The 20,199-nt window shown below is 65.0% G+C and carries 21 protein-coding genes and 1 tRNA gene; 11 read left to right on the top strand and 11 right to left on the bottom strand.

The genetic code is table 11. From position 1 onward, the window contains the following. The 3 genes from lysA to argH all read right to left on the bottom strand — a co-directional run bounded on the left by lysA (position 1) and on the right by argH (position 3,497). A complete protein-coding gene (gene lysA, locus EMQ25_RS15065; RefSeq protein ID WP_127189421.1) occupies positions 1-1,263 on the bottom strand; it encodes a diaminopimelate decarboxylase in 1,263 nt (420 codons plus the stop codon). A 66-nt stretch (positions 1,264-1,329) separates the two neighbouring features. Beyond that, entirely contained in the window at positions 1,330-2,043 is a 714-nt protein-coding gene (locus EMQ25_RS15060; protein ID WP_127189420.1) for a gamma-glutamylcyclotransferase, read from the bottom strand. Continuing rightward, entirely contained in the window at positions 2,043-3,497 is a 1,455-nt protein-coding gene (argH, locus tag EMQ25_RS15055) for an argininosuccinate lyase (RefSeq protein WP_192895676.1), read from the bottom strand. The genes EMQ25_RS15060 and argH overlap by 1 nt, the downstream gene beginning before the upstream one ends. 22 nt (positions 3,498-3,519) lie before the next feature. Here argH and EMQ25_RS15050 point away from each other — a divergent pair, with 22 nt between their 5' ends. After that, the gene (locus EMQ25_RS15050) at positions 3,520-4,179 is read left to right on the top strand and encodes a TlpA family protein disulfide reductase (RefSeq protein ID WP_127189419.1); all 660 of its coding nucleotides are present in this window, start codon (positions 3,520-3,522) and stop codon (positions 4,177-4,179) included. On the opposite strand, the gene EMQ25_RS15045 is transcribed toward EMQ25_RS15050, so the two are convergent. The 3 genes from EMQ25_RS15045 to EMQ25_RS15035 form a co-directional block, all read right to left on the bottom strand. After that, positions 4,180-4,821, bottom strand: a complete 642-nt coding sequence (locus EMQ25_RS15045) for a VUT family protein (protein WP_127189418.1) — start codon at positions 4,819-4,821, stop codon at positions 4,180-4,182. It abuts the gene before it with no gap. Between the two features lie 152 nt (positions 4,822-4,973). Beyond that, the gene (rpmB, locus tag EMQ25_RS15040; protein WP_127189417.1) at positions 4,974-5,258 is read right to left on the bottom strand and encodes a 50S ribosomal protein L28; all 285 of its coding nucleotides are present in this window, start codon (positions 5,256-5,258) and stop codon (positions 4,974-4,976) included. Positions 5,259-5,390: 132 nt separating this feature from the next. Continuing rightward, positions 5,391-5,999 carry a hypothetical protein gene (locus tag EMQ25_RS15035; RefSeq protein ID WP_127189416.1) on the bottom strand — a complete coding sequence of 203 codons (609 nt, stop codon included), beginning with the start codon at positions 5,997-5,999 and terminating at the stop codon, positions 5,391-5,393. Positions 6,000-6,222: 223 nt separating this feature from the next. Between EMQ25_RS15035 and EMQ25_RS15030 the strand changes: the two genes are divergently transcribed. The 5 genes from EMQ25_RS15030 (at position 6,223) to EMQ25_RS15010 (ending at position 12,322) form a co-directional block, all read left to right on the top strand. Further along, the gene (locus EMQ25_RS15030) at positions 6,223-7,005 is read left to right on the top strand and encodes a DUF3108 domain-containing protein (protein WP_158626101.1); all 783 of its coding nucleotides are present in this window, start codon (positions 6,223-6,225) and stop codon (positions 7,003-7,005) included. Positions 7,006-7,502: 497 nt separating this feature from the next. Continuing rightward, entirely contained in the window at positions 7,503-10,535 is a 3,033-nt protein-coding gene (locus EMQ25_RS15025; protein ID WP_127189414.1) for a helicase-related protein, read from the top strand. Continuing rightward, positions 10,532-10,942 (top strand): RNA-binding S4 domain-containing protein, encoded by a 411-nt coding sequence (locus EMQ25_RS15020; protein ID WP_127189413.1) that lies wholly within the window; start codon positions 10,532-10,534, stop codon positions 10,940-10,942. Before EMQ25_RS15025 ends, EMQ25_RS15020 begins: the two co-directional genes overlap by 4 nt. A 155-nt stretch (positions 10,943-11,097) precedes the next feature. Next, positions 11,098-11,436 (top strand): ferredoxin FdxA, encoded by a 339-nt coding sequence (gene fdxA / locus EMQ25_RS15015; RefSeq protein ID WP_127189412.1) that lies wholly within the window; start codon positions 11,098-11,100, stop codon positions 11,434-11,436. A 319-nt stretch (positions 11,437-11,755) separates the two neighbouring features. Beyond that, complete coding sequence (locus EMQ25_RS15010) at positions 11,756-12,322, top strand: CarD family transcriptional regulator (RefSeq protein ID WP_127189411.1); 567 nt, start codon at positions 11,756-11,758, stop codon at positions 12,320-12,322. A gap of 68 nt (positions 12,323-12,390) precedes the next feature. Here the strand turns inward: EMQ25_RS15010 and EMQ25_RS15005 are convergent, their stop codons facing one another. From EMQ25_RS15005 to EMQ25_RS14995, 3 genes are all read right to left on the bottom strand, one after another. Next, positions 12,391-13,869, bottom strand: a complete 1,479-nt coding sequence (locus tag EMQ25_RS15005; RefSeq protein ID WP_158626100.1) for a M48 family metalloprotease — start codon at positions 13,867-13,869, stop codon at positions 12,391-12,393. After that, the gene (locus EMQ25_RS15000; protein WP_244606605.1) at positions 13,866-14,633 is read right to left on the bottom strand and encodes a thermonuclease family protein; all 768 of its coding nucleotides are present in this window, start codon (positions 14,631-14,633) and stop codon (positions 13,866-13,868) included. The genes EMQ25_RS15005 and EMQ25_RS15000 overlap by 4 nt, the downstream gene beginning before the upstream one ends. A 186-nt stretch (positions 14,634-14,819) precedes the next feature. Next, positions 14,820-14,896: transfer RNA gene (locus tag EMQ25_RS14995), tRNA-Arg, on the bottom strand. 187 nt (positions 14,897-15,083) lie between these two features. Here EMQ25_RS14995 and EMQ25_RS14990 point away from each other — a divergent pair. After that, positions 15,084-15,569 (top strand): CAP domain-containing protein, encoded by a 486-nt coding sequence (locus tag EMQ25_RS14990; protein WP_158626099.1) that lies wholly within the window; start codon positions 15,084-15,086, stop codon positions 15,567-15,569. Then, positions 15,559-15,822, top strand: coding sequence for a sulfurtransferase TusA family protein (locus EMQ25_RS14985; protein ID WP_244606604.1), 264 nt, complete (start codon positions 15,559-15,561; stop codon positions 15,820-15,822). The genes EMQ25_RS14990 and EMQ25_RS14985 overlap by 11 nt, the downstream gene beginning before the upstream one ends. 28 nt (positions 15,823-15,850) lie before the next feature. Here EMQ25_RS14985 and EMQ25_RS14980 read toward each other — a convergent pair whose 3' ends face one another. Both EMQ25_RS14980 and EMQ25_RS14975 read right to left on the bottom strand, forming a co-directional pair. Beyond that, positions 15,851-16,288, bottom strand: a complete 438-nt coding sequence (locus EMQ25_RS14980; RefSeq protein WP_127189407.1) for a BA14K family protein — start codon at positions 16,286-16,288, stop codon at positions 15,851-15,853. Between the two features lie 114 nt (positions 16,289-16,402). Beyond that, the gene (locus EMQ25_RS14975; RefSeq protein ID WP_127189406.1) at positions 16,403-17,578 is read right to left on the bottom strand and encodes a D-alanyl-D-alanine carboxypeptidase family protein; all 1,176 of its coding nucleotides are present in this window, start codon (positions 17,576-17,578) and stop codon (positions 16,403-16,405) included. Between the two features lie 173 nt (positions 17,579-17,751). On the opposite strand from EMQ25_RS14975, the gene EMQ25_RS14970 reads away from it, so the two are divergent. The 3 genes from EMQ25_RS14970 (at position 17,752) to EMQ25_RS14960 (ending at position 20,198) form a co-directional block, all read left to right on the top strand. Continuing rightward, positions 17,752-18,174 carry a winged helix-turn-helix transcriptional regulator gene (locus EMQ25_RS14970; RefSeq protein ID WP_127189405.1) on the top strand — a complete coding sequence of 141 codons (423 nt, stop codon included), beginning with the start codon at positions 17,752-17,754 and terminating at the stop codon, positions 18,172-18,174. Positions 18,175-18,362: 188 nt separating this feature from the next. Continuing rightward, positions 18,363-19,514 (top strand): sensor domain-containing phosphodiesterase, encoded by a 1,152-nt coding sequence (locus EMQ25_RS14965; protein WP_280177643.1) that lies wholly within the window; start codon positions 18,363-18,365, stop codon positions 19,512-19,514. A gap of 69 nt (positions 19,515-19,583) precedes the next feature. Next, entirely contained in the window at positions 19,584-20,198 is a 615-nt protein-coding gene (locus EMQ25_RS14960) for a hypothetical protein (RefSeq protein ID WP_127189403.1), read from the top strand. Position 20,199 lies beyond the last annotated feature (1 nt).

The following is a 20,199-nucleotide window of genomic DNA, read 5'->3' as shown; positions in this document are numbered from 1 at the left end:
TCAGAGCCAGTCCGGAACGCTGTCGAGCCCGATCAGGTCCTCGATCCGCGGGCGGGGCCGGATGACATGATGGCGCCCGCCATCGACGAGGACCTCGGGGACCAGCAGCCGGGAGTTGTAGCTCGAGGCCATGACGGCGCCATAGGCGCCCGCGCTCATGATCGCCAGCAAATCCCCCGGCTCCATCTGGGGCAAGGTGCGCCCCTTGCCGAAATAATCCCCTGTCTCGCAGACCGGTCCCACCACGTCTGCGGTGAGCCAGCGCGTATGGTGCTGGCGCACCGGCAGGATGTCGTGATGGGCCTCGTAGAGCGTGGGCCGGATGAGATCGTTCATGCCCGCATCGACGATCATGAAGCTGCGGTCGGCGCCGCGCTTCAGATACTCCACCCGCGTGACGAGGATACCGGCATTGCCCACGATCAGCCGGCCGGGCTCCAGCACGAGCGAACACCCGAGCGCGCCGACCTTCTCGCGCACGATCTGGGCATAGGCTACGGGATCGGGAGGCGCCAGCTGGTCGTGGTGATAGGGGATGCCGAGCCCACCCCCCACATCGACATGGGAGATGGTGTGCCCGGCCGCGCGCAAATCGCCCACGAGCTCGGCCATCAACGCAAACGCATTGCCGAAGGGGCCGAGATCGGTGATCTGGCTGCCGATATGCATGTCGACCCCAACCGCGCGCACGCCGGGGAGGTCGGCGATCCGGTCGTAGACGAGACGCGCGCGCTCATAGGGAATGCCGAACTTGTTCTCGGACTTGCCAGTCGAGATCTTGGCATGGGTCTTGGCATCCACATTGGGATTGACGCGCACCGAGACCCGCGCCTCGGTGCCCATCGCAGAGGCGACAGCGCTCAGCCGCTCGAGTTCGGGCTCGCTTTCGAGGTTGAAGCACGCAATCGAGAGCTTGAGCCCCCGGCGCATCTCCGCCTCGGTCTTGGCGACGCCCGAAAAAACGATTCTTTCCGGTGCGATGCCGGCGGCAAGCGCGCGCTCCAGTTCACCGAGCGAAACGACGTCGGCGCCCAGGCCCTCCTGGGCGAGCACGCGAAGGACGGCCTGGTTCGAATTGGCCTTCATTGCGTAGGCGATCAGCGTTTCGATGCCGGCGAACGCCTCGCGCAGCACCCGGACATGGCGCCGGAGCGTCGCGGCCGAATAGACGTAGAAGGGGGTTCCGACCGTATCGGCCAATTGGCGCAGGTCGACATCCTCGGCGAACATATGGCCGTCGCGATACTGGAAGTGATGAACCATGGACGGCCCCCGCAGCAAGGATGAATTGGCCTCGCTTCTCTAGGGGATGGCGGACAAAAACGAAAGTCAGACGCGCGGCGGGTGCGGGAAATGATCCTCGATCCGCTCGGCCACCATCTCCTGGAGCCGCCACAGATTGGCGTCGTGGATGCCCAGCGCCTCGAGCCGGTCGACCGTCGCAAAGAGGTATTCGGCCATCGACCCCTTCCATCCCGTGGCCCGCGCCAGATAGTCAGCCCGTGCAGCGAGTGTCAGCCCGCCCACATAGCGCGCGCTCCGGCGGTTCATCGCAAAGGCGAGGGCCCGCTTCGGCCCCTCCTCGGTCATGATGGGAATGAACCGGCCGGGGAAGGGCGTCGGCACCATGCTCATCTCGCGCCGCACCAGAGCATCGAGATTGTCCTTGAGCCCCTCAGGGGGGAGCCTGTAGGCCATGCCCCTGCATTGGCCGCCCCTGTCGAGGCAGAGCATCAGCCCCGGCGCACCGGGATTGCCGCGGTAGCGGATGTCGTAAAGGCAGAAATTGCGGTGCCAGCCCCGTGCCAGCGCCACCATTTCCCGATCATGGGCCATGACCGGGTTCCAGATCAGCGACCCGTAGGCAAAAAGCCAGAACTCCCCCTCCGGCGCGAGCCCGAGGATCCGGTCGACCTCCGCGGCATAGTCGGCATCGGTGGCGGGGCGGACGCCTTCATAGGAAGGCATCCCTGGATCCTCGACGACCGGCACGCGCGCCACATGATCCGCGCTGAGCCGCATCTGCCGGGGCGCGCGGGGCATCACTCCACCCCGCCATCCCCGCCGGCATGCCCATGGCCGCGCCGGCCCTTGAGGGACAGAGCCTCGACAGGCTCACCGGTGAGCGCGCTTCGCCAGCGTGCCGCCTGCCCGAGTACGTTTTGCGGCGCGGTACCCCCGAAGCTCGTGCGCGAGCGCACCGAATTCTCGACCCCCAGCACCTTGAACACCTGGCTCGTGATGCGTTCGTCGACCGTCTTGAAATCCTCGATGGTAAGCGCATCGAGCCCGCAGCCCTTGCGTTCGGCAAGCGCCACGGCCTGTCCGGTGATGTGATGTGCGTCCCGGAAGGGAACGTTCGCGACCCGAACGAGCCAGTCGGCGAGATCCGTAGCAGTCGAAAAGCCCGAGCCTGCGGCCGCCGCCATGCGTGTACGATCGACGACGAGGTCACCGACCATGCCCGTCACCGCCGCCAGCGAAAGCGAGAGGGAATCGAGCGCATCGAAAGCGACCTGCTTGTCCTCCTGCATGTCCTTGGAATAGGCGAGCGGAAGCCCTTTCATCACCACGAGCAGCGACGTCAATGCGCCCATGATGCGCCCGATCTTGGCGCGCACCAGCTCGGCCGCATCCGGATTACGCTTCTGCGGCATGATCGAGGAGCCGGTGGAGAACTTGTCCGAGAGCCGCACGAACCCGAATTGGGCCGAACTCCAGATGACCAGTTCCTCGGCAAAGCGCGACAGGTGCATCGCGCAGATCGAGGCCGCCGCCAGCGCTTCGAGCACGAAATCGCGGTCCGACACCGCGTCGAGCGAATTGGCCGTCGGGCGGTCGAACCCAAGCGCCGCCGAAGTCATCTCGCGATCGATGGGGAATGAGGTGCCTGCAAGGGCCGCCGATCCGAGCGGGTTTTCGTTGAGCCTGCGGCGCGCATCCTCGAAGCGCCCCGCATCGCGGCCCAGCATCTCGACATAGGCCATCAGATGATGCCCGAAGGTCACCGGCTGGGCGCTTTGCAGATGGGTAAAGCCCGGCATGATGGTCTCGGCTTCCGTTTCGGCACGGCCGACAAGCTCAAGCTGCAGCGTGCGGATCTGCGCCACGAGTGTATCGATGGCATCGCGCACATAGAGCCGGAAATCGGTCGCCACCTGATCGTTGCGCGAGCGCGCCGTGTGCAGCCGGCCGGCAGGCTCCCCGATCATTTCCTTAAGCCGCGCCTCGACATTCATGTGAATGTCCTCGAGTGCGCGCGAGAATGTGAACGTGCCAGCCTCGATCTCGGACTGCACCTCCTTTAGACCCGCTACGATCGCATCGCGGTCGGCCTGCGTCAGTATGCCCGTCTCGGCCAGCATTGTCGCATGGGCGATCGACCCGGCAATATCCTGGCGGTAGAGCCGGTGGTCGAAGCCGATGGAGGCGTTGATTTCCTCCATGATTGCGTCGGGCCCGGCAGAAAACCGGCCGCCCCACATGCGATTGCTCATAGATGGTCCTCAGGAAGCGTCAATGTCAGAAAATTCGCCCGCAGCACCCGCTCATCGAAATGGCCGCAGGCTTGCCGTCATCGCCCTTGCCGGCGCGGGTCTAGCTATAGCGGCGGCGGTCTGGGCTGGCAATGCCGGCACCCCCGCGGCTGCCGAATGCCCGGTCCAGGCGGAAGCCGCCAGCCGCATCGACATGGCGGCGGTGGGCGAGCTCGCGGCTCTGGGGGGAACGGGCGAAGGCCGCGGCCACGCCCAGATGGCCTTCGAGGACGAGAACGGCAATGCCCTCACCCTTGCCGATTTCAAGGGACGCAAGCTTCTCATCAATTTCTGGGCAAGCTGGTGCGTGCCGTGCCGGGAAGAAATGCCGGCACTCGATGCTCTGGCCGACCGGCACAATTCGGACGACTTCCTTGTCCTGCCGATCAATCTGGATATCGGAGCGGACGGCCTCGACAAGGCGCGCGCCTTCCTCGAGGAGGGGGGCTTCACGCATCTGCCGCTCTATGCCGACCCCAGCTTTGCGGTCTTTGATCGATTGAAGACGCAGGCCGTCGCGGTCGGCTTGCCCGCCACCATCCTCGTGGACGAAGACGGCTGCGAGCTTGCCGTGCTGCAGGGCCCGGCCGAATGGGACAGCCCCGATGGCGACCGGGTGATCGAAGCGCTGCTCGGCGCCTGATCAGGCCGCCACGCCGAGCCGGTCGCGATCCGGAACGAGCCGCCGGAGGAGTTTGTAGGGCGCGAGCAAAGCGACCGCGACCGCCATCTTGACGAGGAAATCGCCGAGCGCCAGCGACACCCATAGCGGCACTTCAGGCCCGAAGCCGAGAAGCGGCACGGGGAAGGGAAGCGATCCGTCTTCAAGACCAAAGCCGGTATCGAGCACAGAGAAGCGTGCAGCGAACGCGATCGAGAAGAACAGCACCGTATCGAGTACGGACCCAAGGAACGACGATATGAGCGGCGCCTGCCACCAGCGGCCATGGCGCAGCCGGTCGAAGACCGAAACGTCGAGCAGTTGCGCAAGGAGAAAGGCGCTGCCCGATGCGATCGCGATCCGCGGGCTCGCCAGCCAGATCGAGATCAGAACCGCAACCGAAAACCCAGCGAGAACGACGAGCCGCGCCCGCGCCGGGCCGAAATGACGATTGGTGAGGTCGGTTACGAGAAACGCCACCGGATAGGTGAAGGCGCCCCAGGTGAGGATTTCGGCGAGATCGACGCCACCGAGCGTTGCCTCGACCGGGAACTGCACGAGAAAGTTCGACGCGGAGACTACCGCGACCATGGCGGCGATCGCCACCGCAAAGCGAGCTAGCATCAGAATGCACCTCTGTTGGCCGCACTCCGGCATTGGACCGGCGCGGCGGCTTTCGGACGGGCCTCTACCCATCCGGTCAGGAGCCATGCCCCCAAAAACAAACCGCGCGGCCCATGTGGGACGCGCGGTTCAATATCTCCGCGTCGCGGGGATCAGGAGGCCAGAACGGCCCGGATCTCCTTGCGCAGCGCCTGCGCATTGGGCGACAGCTCTTCGAGGTCGGCCTTCAGCAGGAAGGCATCGAGGCCACCCCGATGCTCGACCGTGCGGAGCGCAGCAGCCGAGATCTTGAGCTTAACCTGGCGCTCGAGAGCATCCGAAATCAGCGTCACGTTGACGAGATTGGGGAGAAACCGGCGACGCGTGCGGTTGAGCGCATGGCTCACATTGTTGCCGCTCATTACGCCCTTACCGGTCAATTCACAACGGCGTGCCATGGGGTACTGTCCTGTTACAATAGGCACGCGCGGGACGGTCTCGCCCCGCTGCGGGCCTCTCATGAGTTCCAAATCGGGGGCTTCCTTAGAGAAGGACGCCCCGTCCGTCAAGACAAAGCGCCCTTCGAGCCTTCAGAAACGGTGACGCAGTCCGAGCACGTTTGCATTGGATCCATCGATATGGGCGATAGTGCCGAAGCCACCCGAACGATGTTGAACGCGCCAGAAGATTTCGGTCTGAGGCTGCTCGATGAGCGAGAAGTTGAGTTCGGGCGCGAGATAGAAGAGGACCGGTGGCGCGCCCCCGATCGCGTCTGAGCGCTCGGTTTCGATGCCGATCGTGCCGCTTGCGAGGCTGAGCCCGAAGGTCAGCGCAGGCGAGACCCGTACCGGACCGAGATCGACCATGTCGAACCGGGCCACCCCGCCGCCCCAGGCTTCCACCGAACCAGCCTCCCCAAAGCGCGCGGCGAGCCCCGCCTCCACCCCGAGCGCGATGCCATGCCAGGTTCCGTGGAACTGCTGATACCCCGCGCCCAGGACGAAATTGTCTTCATAATCGACGCCGACCGGATTGAAGCTCTCGCCGAAGAACCCGTCATGCATGCGACCGGCAAAGAAGAAAACGGCCTGATCATAAGCTGTCGGCGACTGTGGCGCATCGAGCGCCACGGCAGGCACCGCCAATGCCGCGGAAAGGCCAAGGGCGGCGATGCCGCAAGAAAGTCGAGAGCGAGCCAAGTCGGCCTCCTGCTATTCTAACCGTCAATGCCCACCCCGCCGTCTCTTTTCCATGCCGGGAACGATCTGTCGACCCTGGAGGAAAAGCGACATTTCGCGATACTGGCAAGCAATCGTGAATCAAACATGGAGGCGCTCGTCTTGCGCCTGCCGCAGGGCACGGGCACGGTTTGCATCTTGTGATTCGCCCCAAAGAGGGCAGAGACCAGGCTCAGAGGTCCCCGTGCGCGCCATCGTCAGAACCGCCCTTTCGGCCCTGCTGCTGCTCGGCCCGATCGTTCCGTCCGCCGCCGCCGACAGTGCGATCACGGCCGACTACACGGTCAGCCTGTCGGGCATCAACATTGCGAGCGCGCGGGTCGAGCTTGAGCAGACCGGCCAGCGCTACACGCTTGGCCTCAATGCCAATGTCAGCGGCCTCGGGCAATTGGTGGCACGGGGAACCGCCAGCGCAAACTCGTCCGGACGCGCGAGCGCCTCGGCGCTGGCGGCAGAACGGTTCAACCTCCTGACCCGAGCCAATGGCGAGGACTTCGTGGTCGACATCGCTTTCGACCAGCGCGAAGTGACCGCTTTCAAGGTCGAGCCGCCGCTCGTCAACAATTACGACCGCATCGCGCTCGAGCGCTCGCATCTGCGCGGCGTCAACGACATGATCGCCGCCTTCGTTCTCAAGGGCGACGCTCTCGATCCTGCGCTTTGCCGGCGGAACATGCAGATCTTCACCGGCGTCGAGCGCTTCGACATCGCGATGAGCTTTGCCCGCGAAGACACCGCGACCTCTGCCCGCACCGGCTATCAGGGGCCGGTGATCCTCTGCAATATCCGCTACAAGCCTGTTTCGGGCCACTTCACCAGCTCGGAAATCACCAACTTCCTGGCCCAGTCCGACCGCATCCACATCTGGTACGCACCCGCTCGGGATACGGGATATTTCATCCCCTACCGGGTGCTGCTGACGACGAGCGTCGGCGATCTATCGATGGTCCTGACCCGGCTCGACTAGCCCTCATCCGATCCGACTGCTGCGAGCTGCCTCTTGGGCAGCGCAAAGACGCGTGCATGATTCTCCACGACGCAGGGTGCAGGCCTCTGTCCCGAACTGGCACGGTCAACGCGCTTTTTTCCCAAAGACTGACGCGAAAAGCCCGACGCTGCCGGTTGCCATTCACTAACTGCCCGAAATTTCTGTCATCCCGCTCGTTTACGAAGCATCCATAAAGCGACCAGAATCGTTTTCGTTCAGACTTAATCAAGGAAGATCAATGGGTTTCGGCCCTGACAGCGCGCGCTTTGGCGGCAGCAGGGGCGGCCTAGTGGCACCCTCTTCCTTCCGCCACCATATGAGGTAGGGAACAAACGCTGATTTCCGATTCGCGTCCGATTCGGGCCGGATTCGTTCCGGGTTCGTTTCAACCGTTAAGGCCGATCGTGCCGACACGCACATTTGTGCCGAACCGGGACACTCGCCTTGGCGTCGTTCAGCACCTACATTGGTAAGCGATGACACCCGCCTCCTCCCCCGGCCTCAAGGCGATTCTTGGGCCCACCAATACCGGCAAGACCTGGTTCGCGATCGAGCGCATGCTGGCGCATCGTTCGGGAATGATCGGGCTGCCCCTGCGGCTTCTCGCACGCGAGGTCTACCAGACGGTGGTCTCGCGCATCGGCGCGCAATCAGTGGCGCTCGTCACGGGCGAAGAGCGGATCGTGCCGCCCCACGCCCGCTACTGGGTCGCTACCGTCGAAGCCATGCCCCTCGACATGCCGGTCGACTGCCTCGTGATCGACGAAATCCAGACGGCCGTCAGCTTCGACCGGGGCCATGTCTTCACCCATCGCATCTTGCATGCCAGGGGTCTGCAGGAGACGCTGCTCCTAGGGGCCGCAACCATGGTCCCGGTCGTGCGCACACTGCTGCCCCGCGCCGAGATCATCCGTCGCCCGCGTCTGTCGGACCTCACCTATAGCGGCTCCAGGAAAATCTCGCGCCAGCCCCAGCGCACCGCCATCGTCGCGTTCTCTGCCCATCAGGTCTACGCCATCGCCGAGCTGATCCGCCGCGAGCGCGGTGGCGCCGCCGTGGTGATGGGCGCCCTCAGCCCTCGGACGCGCAATGCCCAGGTCGATCTTTACCAGAACGGAGACGTGGACTTCCTCGTTGCGACCGACGCCATCGGCATGGGGCTCAATCTTGACGTGCACCACGTTGCCTTCGCGGACGACCACAAGTTTGACGGCCACCAGACCCGCCCGCTTACGCCCGCCGAATTCGCCCAGATCGCCGGTCGGGCGGGACGCCACACCAGCAACGGCACCTTCGGCGTCACGGGGCATGCCGATCAGTTCGACGAAGACCTGGTCCAGCGGCTCGAAGGCCATGATTTCGACCCGGTCAAGGTGCTTCAGTGGCGCAATGCAGATCTCGATTTCACATCGATCCACGCCTTGCGCGCGAGCCTCGATGCTCCCCCAGACAACAAGGCCCTCACCCGCGTGCCGGTCGCGACCGACCAGCATGCCCTCGAATTCCTCGCCCGCAACGAGGCGGCCGGCTATGCCCGGGGTGTCGAGGCAACGCGCCTCCTCTGGGAATGCTGCCAGATCCCCGACTATCGCGACATCTCGCCTGCCCAGCACGGGGAGATCGTCACGCGCGTCTATACCGACCTCATGGCCCATGGCCGGGTCGATGCGGACTGGATTGCCGAGCAGGTGCGCTTCTGCGACAATGCGACCGGCGATATCGACACGCTCAGCAACCGGATCCGGCAGATCAGAACATGGACCTTCGTCGCCAATCGCAGGAATTGGCTTGAAGATCCGACACATTGGCGCGAAAAGACCCGTGACATAGAGGATCGCCTGAGCGACGCCCTGCACGAAAGGCTCACGCAGCGTTTCGTGGATCGCCGAACAAGCGTCCTCATCCGTCACTTGAGAGACAAGCTTATGACACTCCCAGAGATCAACGAGCGGGGCGACGTCAGCCTCGAGGGGCACTTGATCGGCTCCATCGAAGGTTTCCGCTTCACGCTCGCGCGCTCCGAGGAAGGCGATGCCAAGGGGCTGCGCTCCGCGGCCGGCCAAGTCGTCGCGCCCGAGATTGCCCGTCGGGCAGAACGCGTTTCGGGTGCGCCCAATGAGGAGATCGTCCTCGGCACCGACGGATACATCCGCTGGCGAGGGGAAGTTGTCGCCAATCTGGCCGAGGGCGATACCCTGCTTTCGCCGCGCATCATCATCCTCGCCGATGAAAGCCTGACCGGCCCGGCCCTCGAACGCGTTCAGGACCGGCTCAATCTCTGGCTCCGCCACGCGATCAACACCCAGCTCGAATCGATCACGGCGCTCGTGGAACCGGCTGAACTGGAGGGCACCGCACGTGGCCTCGCCTACCGGCTTTCCGAGCATCTGGGCTTGCTGCCCCGCGCCCAGGTCGCCGATGAGGTCAAGGGGCTCGACCAGGACGTGCGCGCCAAGATGCGCAAGCTGGGCATCAAGTTCGGCGCCTACCACATCTACGTGCCCCAGAGCCTGAAGCCCGCTCCGCGCGAGCTGGCACTGATTCTCTATGCGCTCAAGCATGGCGGGGTGCGCCAGAAGGGCGTGTCCGAACTGCCTCAGATCGTGCTTTCGGGGCGCACCTCCTTCGAGATCGACCCCGAGATCGATACCCGCCTCTACGAGGTGGCCGGCTTCAAGGTCGCCGGCAAACGTGCCGTGCGCGTGGACATCCTCGAGCGGCTCGCCGACATCATCCGCCCGCTGATCGCGCTCGATCCGAGCCGGCATCAGGGCGAATTGCCTGCCGGGGCGGCCGAAGGAAACGGTTTCCGCGTCACGGTCGAGATGACCTCGCTTCTCGGTTGCGCAGGCGAAGACTTCGCATCCATCCTGACCTCCCTCGGCTATCGGGTCCGCAAGACGCCCAAGCCGGCCGAACCAGCACCCGCTCTCGATGACGCAGCCACCGCCGCGGTGGAGGGCGAGGCCGTAGCCGGCATCGCGCCCGATGCCGAGGCCGTCGCATCCGTCGAAGGCACAGAGGCACCCGAGCCCGTTTCGGTTGGAGCCGACGAGCAGGCAGCCCTTGCCGATGCGGCCGAGGATCTCGGTACCGGCGAGGCGGCGACCGGACCTGCCCATCAGGGTGAGGCATCGAGCGCGTCCGAGGAGGGTGCGGAGAGCGAACCTCAATTCGACGAGATCTGGTTTCCCGGGGGCCGTCGGCCCGACAATCGGCGCCCGCGCGGACGTGAGCAGCGCGATGGCGAGGCCGATGGGCAAAGCCGCGAATCCCGCGGCAAGGGTGCCCGTTTTCCCAAAAGAGCGGACCGCGAGGGCCAGTCCGGTGAGGCCCGCAATCCCCGGCCCAGTGGCGGCAATCCCGGGCAGGGGCGTTCGGGCAAGCCTCGGTTCGACAAGGAGCGCGGCGCCGAGCGCCCTGCTCCACGCGAGCGCCGGGAAAGGCCGTTCGATCCGGATTCGCCTTTCGCTGCGCTTGCCGCGTTGCGCAACCCCAAGGCCGAGTGAGCGGGGAGCCGGCAGAGCGGCCTGCGGCGGCGTCCGGCAGGCAGCGTCTCGATAAATGGCTGTTCTTCGCGCGCGCGGTTAAGTCACGGACGCTCGCCCAGAAACTTGTGGCCTCTGGCGCGGTTCGCGTCAATTCCGAGCGTACCGAAGCGTCCGATCACCGCGTGGGCGCGGGCGATGTCCTGACCATCACCCTCGAGCGTCGTATTCTCGTCTGGCGGATACTCGATCCGGGCAGCCGTCGGGGCCCGGCAACCGAAGCAATGACGCTTTACGAGGACATTTCGCCGCCGCCCCTGCCCCGACCGGACCGGCCCTCGCAGCAGGCCTTCCGCGCGCCAGGCGCGGGGCGGCCGACCAAGAAGGAGCGTCGGGCGACCGACCGGCTCCGAACGGGGGAGGAATAGACTTCTCCTCCGATCCGCGTCTGCGGCAAACCCTCCTCCTCGGCGGTCTTGCGGCGCGCCGGGAAACACGTTAGCAACCCAGCGCACCCTCTGGCTCCACGAGGGTGTCCGTCCACTCAGAAAGCCCGGCACGCCCGGGGCGGGATGCCCAGCACATGACCTATATCGTCACGGACAATTGCATTAAGTGCAAGTACATGGACTGCGTCGAGGTTTGCCCCGTCGACTGCTTTTATGAAGGCGAGAACATGCTCGTCATCCATCCCGACGAATGCATCGATTGCGGCGTATGCGAGCCCGAATGCCCCGCCGAGGCGATCAAGCCCGACACCGAGAGCGGGCTCGACAAATGGCTCGAGATCAACACGAAATACGCTTCGGTCTGGCCAAACATCACCGAAAAGCGCGACGCGCCCTCCGACGCCAAAGATTTTGACGGCATGGAAGGCAAGTTTGAGAAGTTCTTTTCCGAGGCTCCCGGCGAGGGCGATTGACGCCCGCCGACGGCCCTTTTCGCTCTGCGGAACGCTCTCTCTAAGGCATTGATTCGGCAGTTTTGATTCTGCCGAAAAATTGTGCTATGTTGTCTTCTGACAAATGCAGCAGAGCTTTCGCCCCGTGCGTGCCGCAAGGCACCTTTTTTTTGGCACAACTGAAGATCTGATGCGCGACCGGCCGGACGCAGGCACTTCGGCCAGTTGCGGGGATGAACTCTGCATGCCGCGCAACATCGCGCACGTCGACACAAGTATCGAATGGATGGGGCTCGGCCGGAGACCCCGCCCATCGCGGCGTTAACAGGAGCGTATCCAAATGGTAGCCAAGAAGACCACCCAGCGTCTCGGGTTCAAGACGGGCGAATATGTCGTCTACCCGGCCCATGGCGTCGGCCAGATCGTTTCCATCGAAGAGCAGGAGGTGGCAGGCATGTCGCTCGAACTGTTCGTCATCAGCTTCGAGCAGGACAAGCTGACCCTGCGCGTGCCGGTCGCCAAGATCAAGTCGGTGGGCATGCGCAAACTCGCCGAGGAAGACATGGTCGCCAAGGCGCTCGACACCGTCACCGGCCGGGCTCGCGTAAAGCGGACCATGTGGAGCCGCCGTGCGCAGGAATATGAAGCCAAGATCAATTCTGGCGATCTGATCGCGATCTCCGAGGTGGTGCGCGATCTCTACAGGTCCGACGATCAGCCCGAGCAGTCCTATTCCGAGCGCCAGCTCTTCGAGCAGGCCATGGACCGCATGTCTCGCGAAATCGCTGCGGTGAACAGGCTGACGCTGACCGAAGCGGTGCAGCTTATCGAAAAGAACCTCGCCAAGAGCCCGCGGCGCGGCCCCAAGACCGACGCCGCCGACGATGCGGAAGAAGCTGCTGCCTGACCCGAACGTCGACTGAACTCACGAAAAGGGCCGGCCTCGCGCCGGCCCTTTTGCTTGGGCAGTCCTGATCAGTCGATGCCGACGATCTTGTAGCGTGCGCCGGGCTCGACCCGATCTCCGGGATAGAGATTGTTAAGGATGTAGAAGAGCTCGGGGCCGCGCGTCAGATTGGCCATGCGGCGGGCGAGGCTGTCGGCGGTATCGCCCGGCCCGGCCGTGACGATGCGCACCGAAAGCGGGCGGATCTGCGCCAGATCATTGCCCGTTGACGCCCGGAAACTCCGCAGCGTCTCCTCTGCACCGCGCGCGAACCGCTGGCTGTCGGCCTTGGCCGCAAAGATGAAACGATAGACCTGCCCTTCGAAGCGCACGACCGAGACACGGAAGCTCCACTGGGCCGTCGTGGCAACGCCGGTCGCCATCTCGACGCCGTTCTGCCGTTCGGTGACGACGCTGTCCGACCGCAGCCCCGCAATCCAGCCCGACTTCAGATAATCGGCAAGGGCCATCGAAGCGGGGACCTCGGCACTGTCGAAGCGCACCGCCTCGCCATCACCGGCGACCCCGACCACGGCATTGCCGGAGGTCTGGAGCGTATAGCCCTCGGGCACGGTGAAGGTGAACTTGCGCGCCGGCTGGATGAACCGCCGCCCCACGATCGCACCCTCATCGGGGTTGTCGCCGAAATTGAGCCCCTCGATCGCTGCCATATAACCGGCGCGATCGGTCTCCCCACTGCCCGGGGCGCCGATTTCGCGCGCGCTCTCGATTGCCTTCTGGATCCGGTCAGGCGTCGAGGGGTGCGAGGACAGGAAATCGCCGCCCTGTTCGGCTTCCCCGGCCGTGAAGCGCGCAAACCGCCCCATTGCGCCGAGGAACCGCGCCGCTGCGTGCGGATCATAGCCGGCCCGGCCGGCAATCCGGACGCCTTCCCGGTCGGCCTCGAGTTCCTGCTGCTGGCTGAACGCCGCCAAAGACATGCGCGAGCGATTGGCGGTCTGGTCGGTGGAGGTATCCGCTCCGAAGATGCCGGTCACGACCCTGTCGACGATCTCGGTGGTCCGCACGCGATTGGTGCGGGCGCGCGCATGGCGCAGGGTCACGTGGGCGATCTCATGGGCCAGCACGGCGGCCAGTTCGCTGGTATCTGAGGCGAGGGCCAGGATCCCGCGCGTCACGTAGACATAGCCGCCCGGCAAGGCGAAAGCGTTGACCTCGGGCGTATCGAGAATGGTGACGGTGAACTGCGTGTTGGGCTGGTCCGCGGCCGCCAGCAGGCGCCCCACGATCCGCGCCAGCATGACCTCGGCCTTCCGGTCCGAATAGACCCCGCCATAGCTCGCGATGATTCGCGGATGCTCACGCCGGCCGATGACCGCATCGTCCGGATCTGTGCCGCTGGGCACGACGACGGGCGCAGGCCTGTTGCCCGTCTCGGTGACGCTTACGCCACTGCCCACCATATTGGTGCACGCCACCAGCGCCACAAGCGACACACCCATCGCAAGCCCGCGCAGTGCCCTATTGAACCGGTCCAATCCCGTCATCGGTTGGCCAAGACCTCGATCTGCTCGGGATGGGTCACTTCGATGCGTGGACCATCCCGATCGTCCACCCATCCTCTGATGCGCACCAGCGCCCCTTCGAGCGCCAGCGGATCGAGCCCAGTATCGTTAAAAAGCGTTAAGGCTTTCGCCTCGATCACCGCCGTGAAGTCTTCTTTCCAGTAGCGTCCGAAGTTGAGGAACACCCGGCTCCCGACGCGATCGGCCAGCAGCACCCGTCCTTCGACGAGTTCATAATGCCCGATGCGTTCGGCAAGTGCGGCAGGCGGCTCGGCCGCTCGCACCCTGTAATAGGGATCGGTCCAGATGCCAAGCCCGTCCCGCCGGGCCTGCGCTTCGGCAGCGAGCAGCGAGGCAAGACAGGCCCGGTTGTCGGGGAAGGAGTAGACGCGCGCGAGCCCCGTCCCGACCATGTGCCCCTGCGCCCAGAGCCCGTCGAGGCCATCCAGAAACACATGCGCCAACGCCCGATCGTACCGGTCCACGCGCGCTCCGCCATAGCCCAGCTGCACGGTTTGGCCGAGCACCATATCTTCGAGCTCTGCCTTGGCGTCATCGGCCAACGGCCAGGCCTCGAAGCCATCCCGGCCGAGCGGGAGCTTGGGCGCTTGCGTGCCGATCATGCGGACCACGAGCCCGCTCTCGAGCACGATGGTGTCCCCGTCGGTGACTTCAACGACGACGCCCGACGGACCCGGCTCGAGCTCCGGACACTGTGCCCCAAGAGCCGTGCCGGTGATCAGCACAGATACTCCGAGGGAGACAGCGACGCCTGAAGCAATTCTGGCAATGACTTTGACAAGCAATAGTGGCCCCGCTCTGCAACGGTCCCACCCTGCACGCAATTGCGGCGAAATTCATCCGCCTGCCCGCAACGACGCTCGAGCTGTGGCCGATGGGGCACAGCAGCAGCTGCCCAGATTGGTGAGAAGTGGTGATCCCGACGCGATTCGAACGCGTGACCCCAGGATTAGGAATCCTGTGCTCTATCCTGCTGAGCTACGGGACCACAGCATCGGCTTAGCAAAACCCGTCTCCGAAGAAAACCGGAACTTGAACGTGGGCGTTCATGCCACATCGAACATCAAATCGCCACGGGCGTGATGGAGGAGGTCCCGAAGACCTCGCGCCTTAACCGAATATTGTGCCGCGGCCGCGATATTTCCCCCTCGATCGCCATCAAGGACAGCCTCCTCATGACACTATCCCTCTTCTCTGCCCCTGCCCGCATCGGCGCGGCCCTGCTCGTCGCGGCGGCTTTGGCCGCCTGCTCCATGGGTGGCGGCGGCGGTGGCGGTGGGCTTGCCCCCGGGCTTGTGGCGAACATGGATGTTCCGGGCGCCCGCCTCGACCGGGCGCAGGCACTTGGGCTCATCAACCAGTACCGCGCGACGGCAGGCATCGCGCCGCTCGCTGCAGATACCGGCCTCGACGGCAGCGCCCAGCAACTGGCCACCCAATACGCCCAGACCGGCAACGCGCCCCGCACCCCTCCCGGGGTCGTTGCAATGCGCCTCAGCGCCGGCTACGGCAATTTCGCCAACACCTTCTCGGGCTGGCGCAACAGCCCCGAGGATGCGCGGGTCCTTCTTGATGGACGGGCGACGCGCGCAGGGCTTGCCGTTGCGGCCAATCCGAACTCCGCCTATGGCGTCCATTGGGTGCTCCTGCTTGCCCAATAGCGCCACTCCTTCGGTCCACCTCATCGATGCGAGGGGGCTCAAATGTCCCCTCCCCGTCCTGAAGACCGAGAAAGCGGCCTCGACGCTGCCGCCCGGCACACTCGTCGAAGTCCGGGCCACCGATCCGATGGCGCGGATCGACCTGCCGGTCTTCTGCCGGCAACAGGGCTATGCCTTCGAACTCCGTGAGGAGGAAGCCGCGATGATCTTCACCATCACGCTGGGTGGCGCAAAAGAAAACGGCCCCCGGTGAGGGGGCCGTCGACGGTTTGGGAGATCGCTCAATAGTAGGGCGAACGGCAAGCCTGCCGGGGCCCGTTATAGGGCTGGAAGGTGTTGTCCGATTCCCGATACGAGCGGTACCGATCATAGCACCAGGCCACGTGACGGTTCCAATTGGCATTGCTCACGCCGCCGCGGTCCGCCTGGCTTGCGATGATGCCGCCAACGATGGCGCCGAATGCAAACGCTGCAGGCGGAAACCAGAAGCCATTGTACTGGCGGTAACCCGGCCGGCGATCACGATAGCCGCGATGGCCATTGTAATAGCCGTAATTGCCGCGCCGCTCGAACCGGCCGCGATCGCGATGACCACGGTCCTGCTGGTAACCGCTGCCGATCTGTACCGAGAAATTCTGCGCCTGCGCGGGAAGCGCAGACACGCTGAAGGTGGTGGCCACCATCGCGGCAGCCGCAATCATTGAGGAAATCTTTTTCATAGCGCTGTCTCACTTTGGGTAACTTGCTTGCCCCTTGCTTCGACAACGACTCAAAAGCGAAAAAGATACATGTCCTGCTCAAAAAATTAGCGGCGGTTAGACTTCAATACCACGTTACCGGACCAATCGTGGCCGAGGCACAGGCGCTACGAGCCCGCTTCGCACCGGGCCAGCCGCCGGCTCGCTGCGGGGGGCAGCGGCCCCCATGCCGGCTCCCGAGGCAACCGCCATCTGCATTTGCGGCAGGAATGCCGGGCGCGGGCGCGGCAGCGGCACATTGCGGACGCGTCCCAGATCGGTCGCGGCATAGCGTGCCGTCGCCACCTCGTCGATAAGGAAGCTGGGCTGACCGGGCAGGCCCATCGGATAGGCACGCTCGCGCTCGGCCACATAGGCCTGCGCATCCTTGCCGCAGATCAGGGGACGCATGTTCCTGGGTGCCGTTCCTACGGCGTTCGCAAGGTTGACGATATGCTCGCCGGTAGGACGCGTAGCGCCCGACAGCCCCTTGAGGAAAAGCTCAGCCGTCATCTCGTTGCGCTCGCGGCCCGACGAGCCGCCCAGTACCACTGCGAGAAGCGAGCGTCCCTGGCGTTCGATGGTGGCTACGATGTTGAGACCCGAAGCACAGACATAGCCGGTCTTCATGCCGGTTGTGCCGTTGAAGGCCTTGAGCAACGCATTCTGGGATTCGTGCCGGACATTGCCGACCGTGACCTCGCCCGTCCCGAACATCGGGAGATATTGTGGAAAATTCTGCCGGATATAGAGCGCGAGCACGGCCATGTCTCGCGCCGTCGTCACCTGCTCGGCATGGTGCAGGCCGTGGGGATTGACGAAACGGCTCGCGGACATGCCGAGCGTCTGCGCGGTCGCGTTCATCTCGCCGACGAAGGCCGCCTCGCTCCCCGAAACGGTCTCTCCGATCGCAACCGCGATGTCGTTGGCGGACTTCACCAGCAACAGATAGAGCGCGTCCTTGAGCGACAGCGCCGAATCGGCCGGAAGCCCCGACTTGCTCGGTGGCTGGGCCACCGCCTTGGCCGACAGAACGACCGGCGTGTCGAGGCTCACCCGGCCCTGCGCCACTGCTGTGAAGGCGACATAGGCGGTCATCATCTTGGTCAGCGAGGCCGGATGCCAAGGCACCCCGGCGTCTTCTGCATGCAGCACCTGGCCGTTGGCCGCATCGACAAGCAGCATCGGATTGGCCTGCGCCACCTGGAACGGCACGAAGAGCAGGACGCTGGCGGCCATGGCGACGAGGAAACGCCGAACGATCTGAAGCAAGGACAATTCTCCCCGGGGACTGCAGGAAAAGCCCTCTTAACAGTGCATGCGCACGTGCTCAACGCAGGGTCCCGAAGCTTACGGTGTTGTGAACGCGACCGTGGAGTTTCGGCCACTTGCGCCCAGGCACTGATGGTAACTATGTATGCCTCAGTAACTCTTGAGAGGTCCCCATGAAGTCCCATCCCCCCGAGCGTACCGACACCTGCACCGCCATGGGCGACATTCTCAACCGCATCGGGGACAAATGGAGCGTCATGATCGTCGGCCAGCTCAATGGCCGGACCTTGCGCTTCAACGAATTGCGCCATGCGATCGGGGGTATCTCGCAGCGCATGCTGACGCTCACGCTGCGCAATCTCGAACGCGACGGGCTCGTCACCCGAACCGTCTACCCCGAAATCCCGCCACGGGTCGAATACGCGCTGACCGAACTCGGCCGCACGCTCACCCGGCCCATCGACGCGCTCTGGACCTGGGCGGACACCAATCAGGCAGCCGTGCGCGAAGCGCGCGAACTTTACGACGCACGGGTCAAGTCGGTTGGCGAGACGGGACAGCGCCCCGAGCGCCGCTACGCCGGCGCCGAGCACTGACGCGCCGTCATTTCACAAAGCATTAACCATCCAGCGACGATCTCGCCCGATTATCGGCCAGTCCCAACGGTGATCCGTATAGGACATCATGGATTGAGCAGACACGCAGCCGGGGGGCCCCACTGTCTGAGCCAGGAGCAGATGGGCGAGGTCGAGCCCAGCGCCTAACCACAGGCGTTGGCAGCGCTTTGCGCGCCATCCGGGACCATCTCGACATGGATATCGCCTTCGTCAGCGAGTTTGCGGCGGGGCGCCGGTATTTTCGCTATGTCGACACCCGTGTCGACGAGCCGCGTATCGCGGTCGGCCAGTCCATGCCCTTGAGCGAAGGCTATTGCATCCGCGTCGTCGAAGGCTCGCTTCCCGAACTCATCACCGATACGGCGCGCCACCCTGAGGCGCGTGCGCTGCCCGAGACATCTCAGTTCCGGATCGGCGCGCATATGGGCGTGCCGATTCGCCTCGCAAGCGGCCGGATCTATGGAAGCTTCTGCTGCATTTCCCATGCCCCAAAGCCCGGGCTCGATGATCGCGACCTCGCGATGCTCAGGGCCTTCGCCGACCTGACGGCCCTGCAGATCGAGCGGGAATCCGAGCTCGCCGACAGCCGCGCGACGAAGATCGAGAGGGTGCGCGGCGCCATTTCGCGCGGCCTCATCGGCACGGTCTACCAGCCCATTTACGCCCTGGCCGAGAACCGCCTCACCGGCTTTGAATGCCTGTCGCGCTTTGGCGGCGAGGATGCGCGCACGCCCGACCTCTGGTTCGCCGAAGCGGCGGAAGTAGGTTTGGGCCCCGAGCTGGAGATGGCCGCGATCCGCATCGCGCTGCGCGCCCTTCCGGCCCTCCCCCCGGACCTGCGCCTCGCGCTCAACGTCTCCCCTGAGACCATTCTGACCGGCGCGCTCTCCGAACTGCTTGCAGGCGCGCCGGCCGAGCGCATCGAACTCGAAATCACCGAACACGCGCACGTCGCCGATTACGACGCGCTCTCGCGGGAACTGGGCCCGCTACGGGCCCGCGGCCTGCAACTCGCCGTCGACGACGCGGGCGCGGGGTATGCGAGCCTGCGGCATATCCTGCTGCTCGCGCCTGACCTCATTAAGCTCGACGTCAGCCTCACCCGGGATATCGATACCGATCCGGCCCGTCGCGCCATGGCCTCCGCGCTCATCGGCTTTGCAGGGGAAACCCGGAGCGCCATCATCGCCGAGGGCGTCGAGACGCCGGGCGAGCTCGAGGCCCTTCGAGCGCTCGGGGTGGGCCGCGCGCAGGGCTACCATCTGGGCCGTCCCATGGCGCTGACGGACGCCGTAGCCCTGGCAAAAACCCGCCGCTAGACTGCCGGGAACAGAGCGCCCGCCTCTTCCGTTTCCCCTCCAATCGGGAACACCCTTGAGGAGGACGACATGCGCGTAATCAGTGGACTGTTCGACACCCATCAGGCGGCACGCGATGCCGTGCACGCGCTCGAAGAAGCCGGCGTTTCGAGCGATCACATCAGCCTTGTTTCCAACAATGCCGAAGGCGAGCACGACGTCGGCGACGCAGCGGCCGGAGGCGCCGGCATCGGTGCTGCACTGGGCGGCGCCGGCGGGCTGCTGGCGGGGCTCGGCGCCCTGGCCATTCCCGGCATTGGACCCGTGGTCGCGGGTGGCTGGCTCGCCTCGACCCTGCTCGGCGCCGCAGCGGGCGCCGCCGTGGGCGGGGCAGCGGGCGGCATCGTCGGCGCGCTGACCGAGGCAGGTATCTCCGAAGCCGACGCGCATGTCTATGCCGAGGGCATAAGGCGTGGCGGCACGCTGGTGACGGCACGGGTTTCCGAAGACGAGGTGGACGCCGCCGCCGCCATCCTTCGGCAGTCGGGGCATGTCGACATCTCCGAACGCCGCAGCGCGTTCGAAGACACCGGGTGGGCCGGTTTCAGCGACGATACCGACCCCTTGACGGCTGATGAGGTGCGCGAGCATCGCGCGAGCTATGCCGTCGTCCCGCCCGTTTTCCCCGGCCTCGGCCGCAGCTAGC

It is taken from the genome of Arsenicitalea aurantiaca (genome assembly GCF_003994485.1).
In the GTDB taxonomy this organism is placed as follows: Bacteria; Pseudomonadota; Alphaproteobacteria; order Rhizobiales; family Devosiaceae; genus Arsenicitalea; species Arsenicitalea aurantiaca.
Note: the sequence above shows the minus strand (reverse complement) of the source record. Positions and strands in the feature narration are given on the sequence as shown.